At 47.7% G+C, this 18415-nt stretch carries 5 protein-coding genes; all 5 read right to left on the minus strand.

Annotated features, from left to right (window positions below):
• Positions 1 to 64: 64 nt before the first annotated feature.
• Positions 65 to 11962: a beta strand repeat-containing protein gene (locus J2Z66_RS17050; RefSeq protein ID WP_209972657.1), complete on the minus strand. Its 11898-nt coding sequence runs from the start codon at positions 11960 to 11962 to the stop codon at positions 65 to 67.
• Positions 11963 to 12024: 62 nt separating this feature from the next.
• The gene (locus J2Z66_RS17055) at positions 12025 to 14379 is read right to left on the minus strand and encodes a preprotein translocase subunit SecA (RefSeq protein WP_209972658.1); all 2355 of its coding nucleotides are present in this window, start codon (positions 14377 to 14379) and stop codon (positions 12025 to 12027) included.
• Positions 14380 to 14954: 575 nt separating this feature from the next.
• Positions 14955 to 15461 (minus strand): hypothetical protein, encoded by a 507-nt coding sequence (locus J2Z66_RS17060; RefSeq protein ID WP_209972659.1) that lies wholly within the window; start codon positions 15459 to 15461, stop codon positions 14955 to 14957.
• Positions 15462 to 15717: 256 nt separating this feature from the next.
• Positions 15718 to 16224 carry a hypothetical protein gene (locus J2Z66_RS17065; protein WP_209972660.1) on the minus strand — a complete coding sequence of 169 codons (507 nt, stop codon included), beginning with the start codon at positions 16222 to 16224 and terminating at the stop codon, positions 15718 to 15720.
• Entirely contained in the window at positions 16202 to 18379 is a 2178-nt protein-coding gene (locus J2Z66_RS17070) for an ABC transporter transmembrane domain-containing protein (RefSeq protein WP_209972661.1), read from the minus strand. Before J2Z66_RS17070 ends, J2Z66_RS17065 begins: the two co-directional genes overlap by 23 nt.
• Positions 18380 to 18415 lie beyond the last annotated feature (36 nt).

The raw sequence follows: 18415 nt of genomic DNA on the forward strand, positions 1-18415 counted from the left end.
ATTGTGAAAAGGTGGAGGAATAAGGCCGATTAAGCACCCTATTCCTCTGTGAAATCCTCTGTGATTAATTCAACTTCAATACGATTTTTTGTGAGAGTAATTGCGAAGCTGAGATGCTATTCACGTTATCAAAAATGTATGCCTCTACGGTGTACTGACTCAGGTCACCAGTCAAATTGCTGAAAGTTTGGTTAATTTGGACGTTGCCATTGATGTCCATTTCGGATGCGATCAGCTGTATAGGTGTTATCCCTTTTTTGATTTCGAAAATAACAACTTCATTACCACTATGACCTTTCACTGTTTGAATGGTTAATTTTGCTGTCAAGGTTCCAGCTGTTCCCGTAGTGAGAGTGCTGGATGAAATCGCAAACTCTCTTCCGTCAAAAATACCTGTCAGTGCTAATGTATCATCGCTTACCGGGGATGTTCCCATCGCATTTTTAATGCCATGAACCTGGATGCTGTCCCCAATCTCAATCGTTGATCCTGTCACATCAATTACTGTAATTTCGAGCACTTTACCGTTATTTTTCCATACGCCTTTGTAATCAGCGCCCAGAATCTTCGGAAGGCTTACGGAACCGAATCTGACGAACTGGTTGACCGTGGTCTTGTTCCATTCACCGCTTTGATTAGTTGGCACATCGAATGTGATTGTAATGATATCCTCATTGCTGATCACTGACTCTGCTTTACTCTTGTTATTGCTCGAAGCAACAATGCTGATTACACTCGGAATGTTGGCCTGACCGAACGTACCACCGATGACGTAGGTCCCTTGCACAGCTTGGGATGTTCCTGTCAGATCTCTAATATTCAGCGAATCCAATGTAATCTCAGCGTTATCCATTAACACAGGATTTGCACCAAGGTTGCCTACCGTAATGACCAATGTTCTTGGGTTCAGCCATTTCGCGCTTGCATCGGCGCCAATAAGTCCGGAAAGAGTAGACACATCCAAAGAGGTATCCGCCAAACCATTCGTATCTGCGCTAAACGTAATCGTGATCTTATCGCCGACACCAGCTCCCGGATTCATTCCGGTATTGGCCGCTACTACGCTAACGACGGAAGGCGTTAACGCACTGCCGAACGAGCCAGTCAACGACTGCACCGCATCATTGGCAGGAAGATAAGCAATTCCATTGCTATCCTTCAAATTGAGAAGCTTTAGGTCAATCAAGTCACCTATTTGGATCGTCGCATCCGTTTTGACCGTGATGGACAGGACATTGCCTGAGCTCCAAACCGCTGTTGCCCCTGTTCCAAAGGTATGACTATCCGACACAAGAATTTTTGCCAGATCGACAGTTCCTGGTTCTTGATGCATGACTGTGCTAAAGATGATTTCTATCGTTCCCAAAATATTGGCTGCAGGGTTACGGTTATTCGTTGTTGCAACAGCATTTGTAAATTGTGGAAGTATGCCTGGTACGAAGCTGCCGCTAATAGGTACGCTGCTTGCATTCGCTGGGGCAGTACCTGTAGCGTCTTTGATACCTAATCCACTTAAATCCAATATATCGCCGATCTGCAAATTGGCATATACAGCATCCGTTACTGACTGGCCATAGGTAGCAAGCGTTATAGTCAGTGTCCGGTTATTGTTGCTCCAATTGAAGGACGCATAGTTGCCAATTGTATGGTTGGATGCGTTTATTACCTGAATGAGATCTTTGGTTAAATAGTCATTCGGAGCCGCTCCATTCGTAGGAGAGTCGAATGTGATAATCAATTTGTCGCCGTAGATCGATTCCAATCCATTTTGATCTATTGCTATCGCCGATAAAACGTTAGGAGCTACTGCCGTACCAAAGCTGCCGCCAATACTAGGCAGTGCAGTACCATTGGAAAGTGCTTGGGTTCCCGTTGCAAGATCATAGATGCCTCCAGTAATGGTAAGCACGCTTGAATTTGTTACAGCAATTCCTGAGCCATTAAAAGTAATTGTCAGCACCGTTTTGGTGGAGTCTAGTGCATATGTTGATGTGCTTCCTAATGCATTCGCTGCTCCATCCACCAATACCTGATCCAATGAGAAGCCGTCCAATTTCACCGGCGTATCAAAGATGATCGTCAGCTTGTCTCCTGCAGTGACGAGTGCAGTACCATCCCCATCAATCGCATTAATCGCTGTGACACGCGGAGCCGTGGCCTCGCCGAAGCTGCCGCTGATGGAAATGTTCGTTTGTGTTGTCAGCTCTGCCTGGTTCGTAGCATCTGTGATACCAGACGAAGCCAGGATACTCAGCTTATCGCCGGCCACAATCGTTGGATTGGAGCCTAAGGTAATCGTCAAATGCGCATTATTAGCGCTCCAGGAATATTCAGCATCTTCGCCCAGCGTATGTCCATTACTAACTGAGATTTTAGTCAAGTCAACCGTTCCGCCATACGCAGGTGTATCGAAAACTATTAACAGCTTATCGCCTGCACCTACACCTGGTTTTCCATCCCCATTAACAGCAGTAATGGATGAGACTACTGGCGCTGCCGCAGCACCAAAGCTGCCGCCAATACTCAGCGCTGCTGTGGCCTCTAACGGAGCTTGCCCTGTCCAGTCTGCAATCCCGCTGCCCAAAGCAATCGTTATGCTGTCAGACTTCGTGATCGTGGTGCCTGCTCCAAGCGTAACCGTTAAACGCAGATGATCGCTGCTCCAGCTCGCAGCTGCTCCGGTTCCCCACTGATGCCCGCCGCTGATGCTGAATTTCGTCAGATCGACAGCCGCTCCATTCGAAGGTGAATCCAGTACAAAGACCAGCTTGTCTCCTTCGCCAACTGTAGACTTACCATCGCCATTGATCGCCGTTACACTGCTCACTACCGGCGCTACCGCAACACCAAAGCTGCCTCCAATACTCAGCGCTGCAGTCGTTGCTAACGGAGTTTGTCCTGTCGCATCTTGAATACCGCTGCCGCTGTTAATCGTAAGTGTATCTGCTGTTGTTATGTCCGTGCCCGCTCCCAGGGTAAGAGTCAATCTTGTGTGATCTGAACTCCATGCCTGGCCTGGATTTTCTCCAAGCGTATGTCCATTGCTCAGCATGATTGATGTTAAGTCAACCGTTCCGCCATTTGTTGGTGTATCGAACACCACTACCAGGGTATCTCCAGCACCTACCGTTGCTTTGCCATCACCATTAGTTGCATACGTACTAATCGCTTGAGGCGCCGCAGCCGTACCGAAGCTGCCACCGATCGCCGGCAGTAAACCGCCATTAGCCAGTACTTGGGTCCCCGTTGCAAGATCATAGATGCCACCATTAATGGTAATAACACTTGATTCGGTTACAGCAATTCCAGAGCCATTAAACGTGATCGTCAAGGTCGTGTTGCTGGCATCGAGCACATACGTTGCTGTGCTGCCAAATGCATTCGCTATACCATCAGCCAATACGTTGTCCAGTGAGAAATCGTCTAACTTCACAGGTGTATCAAAGATGATCGCCAGTTTATCATTTGCAGCCACTAGTGCGGTGCCATCACCATTGATCGCATTAATCGCTGTGACAAGCGGAGCCGTTGCTTCGCCGAAGCTGCCGCTGATGGAAATGTTCGTTTGTGTTGTCAGTTCTGCTTGGTTCGTTGCATCTGTGATACCAGACGAAGCCAGGAAACTCAGCTTATCACCCGCCACAATCGTTGGATTGGAGCCTAAGGTAATCGTCAAATGTGCATTGTTGGCGCTCCAGGAATATTCAGCATCTGTGCCCAGCGTATGTCCATTGCTAACTGAGATTTTAGTCAAATCAACAGTTCCGCCATAGGTAGGTGTATCGAAAACTATTAACAGCTTATCGCCAGCACCTACGCCTGGTTTTCCATCGCCATTTACAGCAGTTGTCGATGAGACTACAGGCGCTACCGCAACACCAAAGCTGCCGCCAATACTCAGCGCTGCTGTAGCTGCTAACGGAGCTTGTCCTGTCCAATCTGCAATCCCGCTGCCCAAAGCAATCGTTATGCTGTCAGACTTCGTGATCGTAGTGTTTGTTCCAAGCGTAACAGTCAAACGAAGATGATCACTGCTCCAGCTCGCAGCTGCTCCAGTTCCCCACTGATGCCCGCCGCTGATGCTGAACTTCGTCAGATCGACAGCCGCTCCATTCGAAGGTGAATCCAGTACAAAAACCAGCTTGTCTCCTTCACCAACTGAAGCCTTACCATCGCCATTGATCGCTGTTACACTGCTCACTACAGGCGCTACCGCAACACCAAAGCTGCCTCCAATACTCAGCGCTGCAGTCGTTGCTAACGGAGTTTGTCCTGTCGCATCTTGAATTCCGCTGCCGCTGTTAATCGTAAGTGTATCTGCTGTTGTTATATCCGTGCCCGCTCCCAGGGTTAGAGTCAATCTTGTGTAATCTGAACTCCATGCCTGGCCTGGATTTTCTCCAAGCGTTTGTCCATTGCTCAGAATGATAGATGTTAAGTCAACCGTTCCGCCATTTGTTGGTGTATCGAACACCACGACCAGGGTATCTCCAGCACCCACCGTTGCTTTGCCATCACCATTAGTTGCATAAGTACTAATCGCTTGAGGTGCAGCTGCCGTACCGAAGCTGCCTCCGGTCGTTGGCAGTAAACCGCCATTAGCCAGCGCTTGGGTCCCCGTTGCAAGATCATAAATGCCACCATTAATGGTAATAACACTTGATTCGGTTACAGCAATTCCAGAGCCATTAAACGTGATCGTCAAGGTCGTGTTGCTGGCATCGAGCGCATACGTTGCTGTGCTGCCAAATGCATTCGCTATACCATCAGCCAATACGTTGTCCAGTGAGAAATCGTCTAACTTCACAGGTGTATCAAAGATGATCGCCAGCTTATCATTTGCGGCGACAAGTGCGGTGCCATCACCATTGATCGCATTAATCGCTGTGACAAGCGGAGCCGTTGCTTCGCCGAAGCTGCCATTCAAAGAAATATTTGCTCTTGAAGCTATCTCAGCCTTCCCGGTGGCATCCATAATACCGATGCCTTGAAGGATGTCGATAGTATCTGTTATAGCAATAGTCGGATTGCTTCCCAAGGAAATCGATAGGGTCCGATTATCACTACTCCAAAGGGCACTCGGAGAAGTCCCCAAATGATGTCCATTGCTGACGACAAGCTTAGATAAATCTACCACGCCGCCATTTGTAGGTACATTAAATATGATTTCAAGCGTATCGTTCTGTTCAACAGCCGCTGTACCACCACCATTAGTGGCAATTATATTGGATATGGCCGGAATGATTACATTCCCAAAGGTTCCTGTTATAGGTTCTGCAGCTGTAATAGCCGCTAATTCACCACTTACCTCTGTAATTCCTGCCGCAGCAGATATCGTGACGTAATCTCCAACTTCTACGGTTGCATCATTACCTAAAGTAATCAATAACGATGAGCCTGTGCTGTTCCAAGCTGCTGCAGCACCTGTCCCCCATGTATGTCCGTTATTCAGTGCAACATCTGATAAATCAATGAGCGGTGTATTTGTTATTGCTGTAAAAATAATTTCAACCTTGTCGCCACTTTCAGGACCAGGACCACCCATATCATTAGTTGCCTGAATGCCAGCAACAACAGGAACAGCTCCAATACCAAATGTGCCACCAATGAAACCACCCGCCGTGCTTACCGCACTCTCTTCACTAAGATCCCTAATATTGGCCGAGGCTGCGAACGTAATTGTCGCGCCTTTCCTCACTGCTGCATCCGATCCAAGCGTCACAACGAGGGTTGTTGCATTCGTCCATGTTATAGCTGCTCCATTAGCTGTAGTTCCAATGCTGCCTTCGCTCAAGACCAGATCTGCCAGCGTAATGTCCGGTTGATTCGTGGCTGTATCCAGAACAATCGTGACTGTATCTCCTATGCCCGCTCCTACCTGATTGCCAGTATTCGCTGCAGTAATGCTCGATACAGCAGGTACAGAGCCCATTCCAAAAGTACCCGCAATAGTACCATCTGCTGTGCTGACAGCACTTTCGAGACCAATGTCTTTAATTCCCGCTGATGCTGCTAGCGTAAGCTGAGCACCCTTCCTGACCGTTGCATCTGAGCCCAGCGTGACAACTAAGGTAGTCGCACTTGTCCAAGCTATGGCTGCTCCATTACCCGTAGTTCCAAAGCTGCCTTTACTTAGCACGAGATCAGCAAGATCAATAGCCGGCTGATTCGTTGGCACATTGAATATAATTGTAACTTTATCTCCAGCTCCAGCTCCTACCTGGCTGCCGTCATCCACCGCTGTAATGGTTGATATTCCTGGAACCTGACTACCGAATGTGCCACCAATCGTACCACTCGCTATGCTTGCCGCACTTTCCAAACCGATATCCTTGATCCCCGCCGAGGCTGAGATCGTGATCGTCGCATCTTTTTTCACCGTTGCATCCGAGCCAAGCGTAACGACCAAGGTTGTCGCATTGGTCCAAGCTGTTGCCGCTCCATTAACCGCAGTTCCAAAGCTGCCATCACTTAGTATCAGATCCGCAAGGTCCACGGTCGGCTGATTCGTTGGTGCATCGAATACAATCGTGACTTTATCTCCAGCGCCAGCTCCTACCTGATTACCCGTATTGACGGCCGTAATGCTCGTTATAGCTGGAACCTGGCTGCCGAATGTGCCACCGATCGTTCCGGTCGCTGTGCTCGCCGTACTCTCCAGACCGATATCCTTGATATTGGCTGAAGCTGCTACTGTGATCGTCGCGCCTCTCTTCACCGTTGCATCCGAACCTAGCGTGACCACCAGGGTTGTTGCATCCGTCCAAGCTATGGCTGCTCCATTAGCAGCAGTTCCAAAGCTGCCATCACTGAGTACCAGATCCGCAAGTTCCACAGCGGGCTGATTCGTAGGTGCATTGAATACGATTGTTACCTTATCTCCAGTGCCGGCTCCTACCTGGCTGCCGGTATCTGCTGCCGTTATGCTTGTTATAGCTGGAACCAGACTGCCGAATGTACCACCGATCATACCACTTGCTGTGCTCGCATCACTTTCTGCACCAATATCCCTGATATTGGCTGAGGCTGCGAACGTGATTGTCGCATCTTTTTTCACCGTTGCATCTGAGCCGAGCGTCACAACCAGGGTTGTTGCATTCGTCCAGGCTATGCCGGCACCATTAGCCGTAGTTCCAAAGCTGCCTTCGCTCAACACCAGATCTGCCAATGCAATAACTGGCTGATTCGTGGCTGAATCCATTACGATTGTAATCGTATCGGCTAAGCCCGATCCTACCTGATTGCCCGTATCTGCTGCGGTAATGCTCGATATTGCAGGTACAGAGCCCATTCCGAATGTACCCTCAATGGTTCCTCCGGCTGTGCTGACAGCACTTTCGAGGCCAATGTCTTTAATTCCCGCTGATGCTGCTAGGGTAAGCTGTGCACCCTTCCTGACCGTTGCATCTGAGCCCAGCGTAACCACCAAGGTTGTTGCATTGGTCCAAGCTATGGCCGCTCCATTACCCGTAGTTCCAAAGCTGCCTTCACTCAGCGCAAGATCTGCAAGATCAACCGCCGGCTGATTCGTTGGCACATTGAAAATAATTGTAACCTTATCTCCAGCTCCAGCTCCTACCTGGCTGCCGTCATCCACCGCTGTAATGGTTGATATTCCTGGAACCTGACTACCAAATGTGCCACCAATCGTACCACTAGCTATGCTTGCCGCACTTTCCAAACCGATATCCTTGATACCCGCCAAGGCTGAGATCGTGATCGTCGCATCTTTTTTCACCGTTGCATCGGATCCTAGCGTGAGAACCAGTGTTTTTGCGTCCGACCACTCTACGCCTGCTCCATTACCTGCTGTTCCAAAGCTGCCTGCATTTAGGACAAGATCAGCAAGGCTAACGGCGGGCTGATTCGTAGTTGTATCAAATACGATCGTAACTTTATCTCCAGCGCCTGCTCCCACCTGGTTGCCCGTATTGACTGCCGTAATGCTCGTTATATCTGGAACCTGACTGCCGAATGTGCCAGCGATTGCACTGCTAGCAGTACTTGCCGCACTTTCTTCCCCAATATCCTTGATATTGGCCGAAGCTGCTATTGTGATCGTCGTGCCCTTCTTCACCGTTGCATCCGAGCCCAGTGTCACGACGAGGGTTGTTGCATTCGTCCATGCTACAGTTGCTCCATTACCCGTAGTTCCAAAGCTGCCTTCACTTAGCACCAGATGACCGAGGTTCACGGCTGGCTGATTCGTGGTTGTATCGAATAAGATCGTGACCTTGTCTCCAGCTCCTGCTCCCACTTGACTGCCCGTATCTGCCGCTGTAACAGTTGATATAGCAGGTACAGAGCCCATTCCGAATGTACCCGAAATAGTACCACCCGCTGTGCTGACAGCACTTTCGAGACCAATATCTTTGATTCCGGCCGATGCTGCAATTGTAAGCCCAGCACCCTTCCTGACCGTTGCATCTGAGCCCAGCGTAACCACCAAGGTTGTTGCATTCGTCCATGCTACAGCTGCTCCATTAGCCGTAGTTCCAAAGCTGCCTTCACTCAACACTAGATCCGTAAGGTTCACGACCGGCTGATTCGTTGGTGCATCGAATACGATCGTGACTGTATCCCCAGCACCCGCTCCAACCTGGATGCCCGCATTGGCTGCGGTAATGGTCGTAATACCTGGAACCTGGCTGCCGAATGTGCCATCAACCGTACCGCTTGCTGTGCTTACAGCACTCTCCAAGCCGATATCCTTGATACTCGCCAAGGCTGAGATTGTGATCGTCGCAGCTTTTTTCACCGTTGCATCCGAGCCAAGCGTGACCACCAAGGTTGTCGCATCCGTCCAAGCTACCGTTGCTCCATTAACCGCAGTTCCAAAGCTGCCTTCACTTAGCACTAGATGCGCAAGGTCCACAGTTGGCTGATTCGTAGGGGCATTGAATACGATCGTGACCTTATCTCCTAAGCCTGCTCCTACCTGATTGCCCGTATTAACTGCCGTAATGCTCGTTATATCCGGAACCTGGCTGCCGAATGTACCAACGATCGTGCCGCTTGCTGTACTTGCCAAGCTCTCCAAACCGATATCCTTGATATTGGCCGAAGCTGCTACTGTGATCGTCGCGTCTTTCTTCACCGTTGCATCTGAACCCAGCGTGACCACTAGGGTTGTTGAATCCGTCCAGGCTATTGATGCTCCATTAACTACAGTTCCAAAGCTGCCATCATTAAGCACCAGATCTGCAAGTTCCACAGTTGGCTGATTCGTTGGCGCGTCGAATACGATCGTAACCTTATCTCCTGTGCCCGCTCCCACCTGACTGCCCGTATCCGCTGCCGTAATGCTCGTTATAGCTGGAACCTGGCTGCCGAATGTACCATCAATTGTACCATTTGCTGTGCTTATCGCACTTTCTAAACCGATGTCTTTGAGCCCGGCTGATGCTGCGAACGATAGGGTCGCACCTTTTTTCACCGTTGCATCAGAGCCCAGCGTTATGACCAAGGTTTTGGCGTCAATCCACGAAATGGCTGCTCCATTGGCAGCTGTTCCTAAGCTGCCTGCGCTCAGTTCCAGATCCTCAAGTGCCAGAGCCGGCTGATTCGTAGCAGTATCCAATACGATGGTGATCGTATCGCCTGCCCCCGCTCCTACTTGGCTGCCAGTATCCGCTGCGGTAATCGTAGCTATGGCAGGAACTCGGCTGCCGAATGTGCCATCAATGATGGATGACCCTGCATTAGAAGCGCTATTTCCTAGTGCATCTTTAATTCCTGCACTTTGATTAACAATAACAGTCGCAGCTTTTTTTACTGTAGCGTCAGATCCAAGGGTAATGACCAATTGCTTGGCACTCGTCCACTCAGCCGACAATCCATTGGCTGGCGTCCCCCAGCTTCCTTCGCTCAATGAGAATAAGGCTGCAATATCGCCGGGAGCAATCGCGTTTTGATTCGTATTGATATCAAAGTTGATGGTGACCGTATCATCCTGACCGGCACCTACTTGTGCCCCTGTGTCTGATGCTACAATATTAACAATAGCAGGAACCTGTACATGCTTAAATGTGGATACTATATTGCCTCGTGTATTGTCTACTCTGTGCTCATCTGTATAAGTGACGATCATATTGCTGTTATATGCGGCTTCAAGCTCCTGGGGAGAAAGAGATCCGTTCGATCCTGTCGTTACCGGCTTAAACTGACCCTTGAAAATACCCGTGCCATTCCCTGTCTCCGTCATTGTCAAAAAGAAGCCTGTCGGATCATCCACGGAAGTCACTGTAACTTGCGCTGTTTCAACAGCATTAGAATTCACATCCAAGTCAGTATCGTTCAGCGTAACTTCGATAATTTCACCCGAAGCGCTGGAAAGCCGGTCATAGGACACAGCCCCCGTCACCCTGTCCTTACGACTTAATGTAGCTGTCACTGGCTGATTAGTTTCGTTTCCAGCTGTTATTGCATCTGTATAAGTAACGGTGATTGCCTCACCATTAACAGCACTGATTTGACTCGTTGGTACACTTACTCCAGCGGTAATCTTAAAGGTACCTTTGAACACTCCTGTATCTGCAGTCTCTGTTAGAGCAACCAGAATGCCTGCGGGATCAGAAATAGAAGCGACCTTGACTTCAAACACCTCGCCTGGGACCGTATTGACGTAGTCCGTATCGTTGACAGTAATCGTTACATTCTCTCCTACAACAGCGAAGCTTTTATCAACCGATACTGTACCACTGATGTGATCTTTGCGGGCAATGGTTTTGGTTATGGCATTGGTCGCTCCAGCTGTATCGCGAAGATCTGTGTAAGAAACCGTTACTGAGCTGCCATTAAGAGCTTTGATATGATTTAATGACGGATTGCTGTCATTTTGCATGGTGAAAGTGCCAGTGAACTCGCCTGTATCTGGGCCTGTTTCCGTCAGTGTTAAGCTGAAACCAGCAGAATCTTCAGCTGAAGTTACTTTTACAATGGCAGTTTCACTGGCGCCAGGATCGATATTCAAGTCATTGTCAGTTAATGTTACCGTAACCGGCTCATTATAAGCTGCCTTAGACGGGAGTGCTGACAAAGTAGCAGCGGAAAGATCTTTACGCACCAGTTTCTTTGTAATGAGTCCCGAAGAATTATCAACTTTGTTATCATCCACATATTCGATATAGAAAGGACTGTTGTTCGCCGTATTTATATCCGTGCCCACTGTAAACTCACCAACAAACAAGTTGGAGTTAGCGGAGCTTTCTTGCAAGACAAGCTGATAGCCGGGAGTACCTGCAGTTGCTGTCACATTAATGGTTTTGGATTGAATTGTTGTCGGGCTAGTATTCAGATCATCATCTCTCAATTCAACCCTGATCACTTGACCGTTATGTACCAGATTCGAGACAGGGGCCAGCGTAGCAGCGTCAAGCGTCTGAATCGCTCCTGTTACATGGTCGCGTCTCTCTACATTCAATACAATAGGATTTAATTGATTTTCTGTATTCCACTTTGGATCTAAAATCGTGACTGTTCCGCCGTTAGCTACTTTAATTACATTGGCTGCAGGGGATGCCACTGAAGGGTCAACCAAACCAAGACTTCCTTTAAATACACCTGTAGCGGGACCTGTTTCCGTTAAAGTCAACATAAGTGGATTGCGGCCTTCATCCGTATCCGCAGCAGAAGAAACGGCTACCTGTGTGGTCTCTGCAACTCCCGAATTCAGATTAAAGTGATTCCCGGAATCAGTAATGGTGATTTCAACAAACTCACCTGCCGCTACGTAATACTTATCTGCTGTCAATGTACCTGTCGTTGTGGTGAGTGGTGAGGCTTGCGCCACCTGGGATGGAAGGAAAGGGGTAATAGCTCCAGCTACCATAACCGTTCCGGTTATAGCGCTGATCAATTTCTTTTTATGATCTGGCTGGTCTGCTCTTTTGCGCTTAATATTTTTTACCGTTGATTGCTCCTGATTGTCTTGCTCGCCAATATTTTGATTTTCGTTAGACATTAATGAATTCCTCCTATGAATCTTGAATGATTAAATGGATGAGTCAGCGATGCGTGCAAGCTTTACTCAAGTTGATTCCAAATTACTCGCAGAGCCTCCTGTTCAATTGAAGCCAATAATTCATCAAACATGCGTGCCGTTTCCCGTTCGTACTCAATGAAAGGATCCACATTGGCATACACACGGAAACTCATTCCTTCCTTCACTTCCTCTAAAGCCTCCATATAAATAAGCCAATGTTTATCTATAGAAATAATAAGCGATCTGCATATTAACTCCAGCACATCCCCTTGATAAAGGCCCTTCTTCTCCTCATAATAGGCCAGAAGCTGCTCTTGAATCATATCCAAAATGCTTGTCGGAGTAATATCCTGCAATCCAACTAATTGTAATGACTGCTTGTATGGAAAAATTCGTCCCAATGACACAACCAGGCCTACAAGATTCCAGTCCTCTTGAAGCTCCCCTGGACAACATCGAACAACCTCATTCTTGACAGCTTTTCGGATCATGCCATGGATCTCATCCGATACATCCTTTCCCTCCAAAGCGTCATTTCGCATGGAGTAAATGATATTTCGCTGTATATTAAGAATTTGGTCATACATCAGGAGCTTCTCTCTATGGGAATACATCTCACCTTCTACCGAGCTTTGGGCACTGCGAATCCCGCGGATATAGCGAGGTTGATCGAGGGCAGCATCGTTGGCAAGATCCAGATCAACCAATTCATCCAACAGATGGTCCGGATAACTATTCGCCAGCAGCTCGTCCTCCAGAGAAACAATAAAATGCGAGCTGCCTACATCCCCTTGTCTGCCGCTCCTGCCTCTCAGTTGATTATCGATACGCAGTGATTCGTGCCGGGTAGTTCCAATAATATGGAGGCCGCCCAGTTCGGCAACCCCGGGACCCAGCAAAATATCCACACCACGCCCAGCCATATTCGTCGATATGGTCACAGCACCTTTTTGCCCGGCCAATCGGATAACCTCGGCTTCTTCGCGGTAATTTTTCGCGTTCAGCACCTTATGGGCAATGCCTTCAGCGGTAAGCATCCTGCTCAGCAGCTCCGATTTCTTAATGTTAGAAGACCCTACCAGAACAGGCTGTCCCCGGACAAATTTATGTTTAATTTCCTGAACAACGCGTTTGAACTTCTCTTCCTCCGTTATGCACAACAGGTCGGGATGGTCAATTCGACTCACTGGCTTATGGGTAGGAATAGCTATCACATCAGCTCCATAAATTTTCCTGAATTCATCACGTACCTCGAGACCTGTACCCGTCATCCCGGCGATCTTCCCGTACATCCGGAAGTAATTCTGAAGTGTAATCGTAGCTTGAGTAGCTGGCTGTCCTTGCACGCCGATGCCTTCCTTAGCCTCGATCGCTTGATGCAAACCTTCCACAAAACGTCGTCCAAACATCAGTCTGCCGGTATTTTGATCAACAATGACAATTTCCCGGACTCCTTGTTCATTGGTTTCAATCACATAATCAATATCCTTATGCATAATGTGATTCGCACGCAAAGCTTGGAGAAGCTTATGATATAAGGAAGCATGGTCTATATGCATAAGATTATGAACACCAAAGATTCGCTCACAGCTGTCTATGCCTTCTTCCGTAAGCATAATCTGCTTTGTTGATTCTGCGATCTGGTAATCTTCGCTCGTCAGACTTTTGACCTTGTTATCAATGAAGTAAAGATAATCCGTCCCCTTTCCAGGCTCAGCTGATATAAGCAAGGGGGTGCGGGCCTCATCAATCAGAATGCTATCGACTTCGTCAATAATGACGCAGCTCAGCTTTCGGTGAACACGGTTGCCTACCTGATACACCATATTATCGCGCAAATAATCGAAGCCCAGCTCATAGTGCGTAGAGTAAGTAATATCACAGCTGTACTCAGCCTGTCTTTGCTGAACAGACATATTGCTTTTAATACAACCGACAGTCATGCCCAAAAGCTGAAACACCTTACCCATTTCCTCACTATCACGCTCTGCCAAGTAAGGATTAACAGTAACTATATGTACACCCTCACCCGATAAAGCGTTCAGATAAGCGGCAAAAACAGCAACAGCTGTTTTCCCCTCCCCCGTCTTCATCTCGGCCATACAGCCTTCGTAGAGCACAATGGCTCCCATTAACTGCACATCATGAATCTCAAAACCGAAAATCCGGTAAAAGGCAACTTTAACAATAGCAAACGCCTCCGGCAGCTGTTTATCCAGCGGATATCCATTCGCGATTTGCTCCTTTAATATGCCGGTTTTCTCAGAAAAATCTTTTTCCAAAAAATACTTTTGGTACCCTTCATACAAGTGATTGATCCTATGTATTAGAGGCCTATACTTCGCCAATCTACGATCTCCCACTGTGCCAAGCACCTTTTGTAAAACTCCAATCATGCCACTCCATCCCCCTCATCACTATTTGGCTAGTTGAATCTGTCAGATAAGAAGGTGGTCCGTCCGTGCAAACAACGTTGTTTTATCGAGAACTTCTCGCTTGCTAAGCCGTATCCATGTTTTATATGTATATAGTACTACATTATTTAAAATAAAAAAGTATAATTCGACACATTATTTAGGAAAAAAGGTTTATTTAATTGTAAATTTCGACAAAGTTTTTATTAACCTTAGCTTTTTCTATAATTTTAATAGGAATTTAGATTCAAGACATATTGACTATATAAGAAAATAAGTAACAAAACAATAAGTTTATTCATCTGTTTCCTTATACACATTTAATTGCTGCCATGGCATGAGCATGAGTATACTTCCTAAGCACTAAAAAAAGATACTAACTAAAGTTAGACTGGCGCTAATAAAGTCGAAAAAGCCTGTAAATTGGCGGATTTCAGATCAAATAGCTGACAAACCATATTAGCTAATTCAAATAAGAACATAAGAAAAACGAGAACCTGCGTGAGTCCTCGTTTTTTTCTTATGCGTAATGAAATAAAGATTGTGAAATAAAAACATCACCGGAATCGGCGGCAAAAGCTGACGAATTGATCATAGGTCGTGGAATAAACATGGAATTGTCCATATAAGGTTGGGAAGGTATGTATCCTTTTGGAGAATTTTTGATACAGATGATTTGTATAGGCATTGTCTGCAGCCGTCGGAATTCGTACTTCCTTCACGTTGTTACCAGCTTCTCCGATTTGCTCCGCCAACACCTGCAGCCCTCTCACGAAGGTCCGGTTATTCTGATATTGATCGGTAAAATAACAATTGCCAAGCACGGCAATCTCTTTATGTTCAAAACCTTGGTCTGCTAATCCGAGTACAAAACTGCCCATGCCAACTACTTGATCCGCTTCATCCGTCAGTATAGCGCCCCTTCCACGTCTCATATAATTTTTGACATCTACAAGCGCATGAATTACTTTGTAGTCCGGGATAATACGCTGACGGTGCTCGACATAAAACTCCGTAAACCTGCACCATTGTCCCGTGTTGATGCAAATTTCAAATCGAACCATCGACGATCACTCCTTTTCATTCGCATTATTCGACAAAATAATATAATAGTTGCAACATTCAGATAAATAGATTATATTTCTATTTAATCCAATTTAAGGAGGTGTTAGTATGGGAGCTCCAGCGTGCAATGCACCTATGGCACAAACAATTGAAAGAGATCCAGCTAAGATGTAATTATCCGTTTCCTGGTGGCCAGCAGCGATGCTGGCTATTTGTATTGAAATTAGCAAAGGAATTTGTATGAGACTGTGAAAGTCACTCTCTGTTGCAATCAGCATATTCTAATAAACTTTTTGGGGTCGCCGTATAGAAATCCAGCAGACCGCAAGGGTGCTCTGTTGTGCTCTCCAAAGCCGCGAACTTGGCAAACAGCTTCCTGTTGTCAGAGGAAGGCGCAGCATAGAAGACAACCTCCCTGAACGCATTCGGCGAATCGAGTATTTGCCTGGCAAGCTTATGCATAGCTGCAAGCAGTATTCTTCCTCTAAGCGGCCGCTCCTTGATGTATAGGAGATGAACCTCAATTCTCGTCTGGTCCTCGTAATCATCCTCACCGGCTCCAATTGTGTACGCTAACACTCCTATAATCTGGCCGCTGCTGTCAATGCCTATTATGAATCCGTTATCCTCAATTGAACAGGCGAGAGATGACATTACAGTGCTCCAATTATACGGAACCCCAAGATGCTCCCCATGTTGACATAGGAACCTTACTCCTAATTCCCTTGCTGCTTCGTTATCAGCCGGCAACCACTGGATCACGGGTATCCCTCCTTTGATTTCGTGTCTGCAGCGAAGCTTCGAGCGCTTCGCGGACCGACGGATATTGGTCCAACAAGGGATTAAAGTCGTCGCGGGACAGCGCCAGGCATATACAAGGCGATTGGGTTACGATGCTGGCCGTTCGCGGAATGTTATGCAGCAGAGCAATCTCTCCGAAATGCTCCCCGTCCTCCAATACAGCCAGCTTCTTACGTTCCCCTGTTTCCGTCACCCGGACGACCTCTACCTTCCCCCGTACGATAATGTAAAACTTGTCTCCCTCTTTCCCCTGCTCCACCACATGAGTGCCTGTCCCGAATTTTTCCGTGACAAATAACCGGGAGATTTCCTGCAGAGCAGCCACTTCCAGCCCCTGAAAAAAAGAAAACTGGCTCAATCGGTTCGATTCCACATGAACGCTTCCGCCGCCTTTGGACAGAACAAAGCCCTGCTGCTTATCCCACATCCGGCGATACACGCCATTAAGCGTAATCAGTTCCTCATGCGTACCCAATTCAGCCACCTTCCCCTGATCAAGAACGACAATCCTGTCGGACATAGCCGCGTATGTCAACCGATGCGTCACGGAGACGATCGTCCGGCTGGCCGCCAATGACAAGATGGTCTCGTTCACTGACCGCTCCGTCTCGGGATCCAGTGCCGATGTGGCTTCATCCAGAAACAGGATTCTGGGCATTCGAATGAGCGCTCTGGCCAGCGCAATTCGCTGCCGCTGTCCTCCGGACAGATTTCCCCCCTGATTGTGAATTATGGTATCGTATCCATCATAGAAGCTTTGAATGGTCTCATGAATGCCGGCCGCACGCGCTGCTTCCTCGAGCACACGCTCATCCGCGTCGGGCCTGCCTATACAAATATTTTCCCGGATTGATGCATGGAACAAGACCGAATCCTGAAAAACAACACCTACCTGCTTGAGCAGCGAAGCGTATACCGAATCCCGAATATCCTCATCATCATACCTCACCAAGCCGCTATCAGGATCTTCGAAACGCAGCAGTAATTGGAGCACTGTACTCTTGCCTGATCCGCTGGCTCCAACAATAGATGTAAAACCCGTTGCTGGAATGACAAGATCAAGATCCTGCAGCACTTGCTCGCCAGGAACGTAAGCGAAAGAAACCTTGCTCAGCGCAATCTCCCTCCGGACGGGCGGCAGCTCGCGGATGCCATATTCGACTACGTCAGGCTGCCAGTCGAGCACCTCCTGCAGACGGCCAAAACTCGTCCTCGCCGAAAGGATATAAGGCAGCAGAGCTGATATACCGAACAGTGACTGTCCAACAGTAATAAAAATCGAATTATAAGCAATAAAGCTGCCGATGGAAAGACTTCCGCCAAAGGTGAGATAACTGCCATATGCAAGAATTACCGCCGATAACACCGAAATGGCAAGCATAGGCAGGCGATTCAAATTGGCATTCACGAAGCTCCTCCTAACGCCAATTGACAGCATACTGCGCAAAGTTCCCTCTATTCGTGACAGCATCGTCGCTCTTAGATCGAAGCCTCTTATCACCCTATAACCCTTAATATTCTCGTCAATTGCCCCTGTAAAATGCTCCAAATGCTTATAATAAGTCTCGTTCAGCTTCAATGAGCCGGATTTGAGCAGACGGTAAGGCAGAAAAAGCAAAGCGGAGCCACCAATGGCAAGCAGCGTAAGCTTCCACTCCATAACAAACAAAATAACGAGGCCGGCAACTACGCTCAGCCCTGACACCAGCCCCGACGAAAGTGTCAGCAGGGCAGCTGTCTGAATGTTGGGAATGTCCTCCGTGTACCTGGCAAGAAGATCGCCAATGCGGAACCGTTCATAGAAGCGATGCGACTGCATTTGGGCATGCTTGAACAGCTTCATCTGGTAATCGAACAGCAATTTGCTGCCAAGCTTCGCTTTCGCATAATCACTTGTAATACCCGCAATCAGATTCATAAGCCCAAGCGAGATCAGCGTAATCACAATCACAGCAAGAACCTCTCGGTCTTGGGGGATTAAAGCTTTATCGATCAAATATTTGTAGCTGAGTGCGGACAGATAATGGAATACAAGCTCGAACAACGCTCCGACTAAAATCAGCGCAAATAATATCGGAGACGAACGGATATAAGCGGATATCGTCTTGAACAGCATGAACCCAATCCATCTCCTTCGTTACTTGTGCCACAG

The sequence above is a fragment of the Paenibacillus eucommiae genome, assembly GCF_017874215.1.
Lineage (GTDB): Bacteria > Bacillota > Bacilli > Paenibacillales > NBRC-103111 > Paenibacillus_AI > Paenibacillus_AI eucommiae.

Bases quoted from the DNA above. Each gene is read 5' to 3' on its own strand.
- J2Z66_RS17050 (WP_209972657.1), bottom strand. From the start codon at position 11,962: ATGTCTAACGAAAATCAAAATATTGGCGAGCAAGACAATCAGGAGCAA.
- J2Z66_RS17070 (WP_209972661.1), bottom strand. From the start codon at position 18,379: ATGCTGTTCAAGACGATATCCGCTTATATCCGTTCGTCTCCGATATTA.
- J2Z66_RS17055 (WP_209972658.1), bottom strand. From the start codon at position 14,379: ATGATTGGAGTTTTACAAAAGGTGCTTGGCACAGTGGGAGATCGTAGA.
- J2Z66_RS17060 (WP_209972659.1), bottom strand. From the start codon at position 15,461: ATGGTTCGATTTGAAATTTGCATCAACACGGGACAATGGTGCAGGTTT.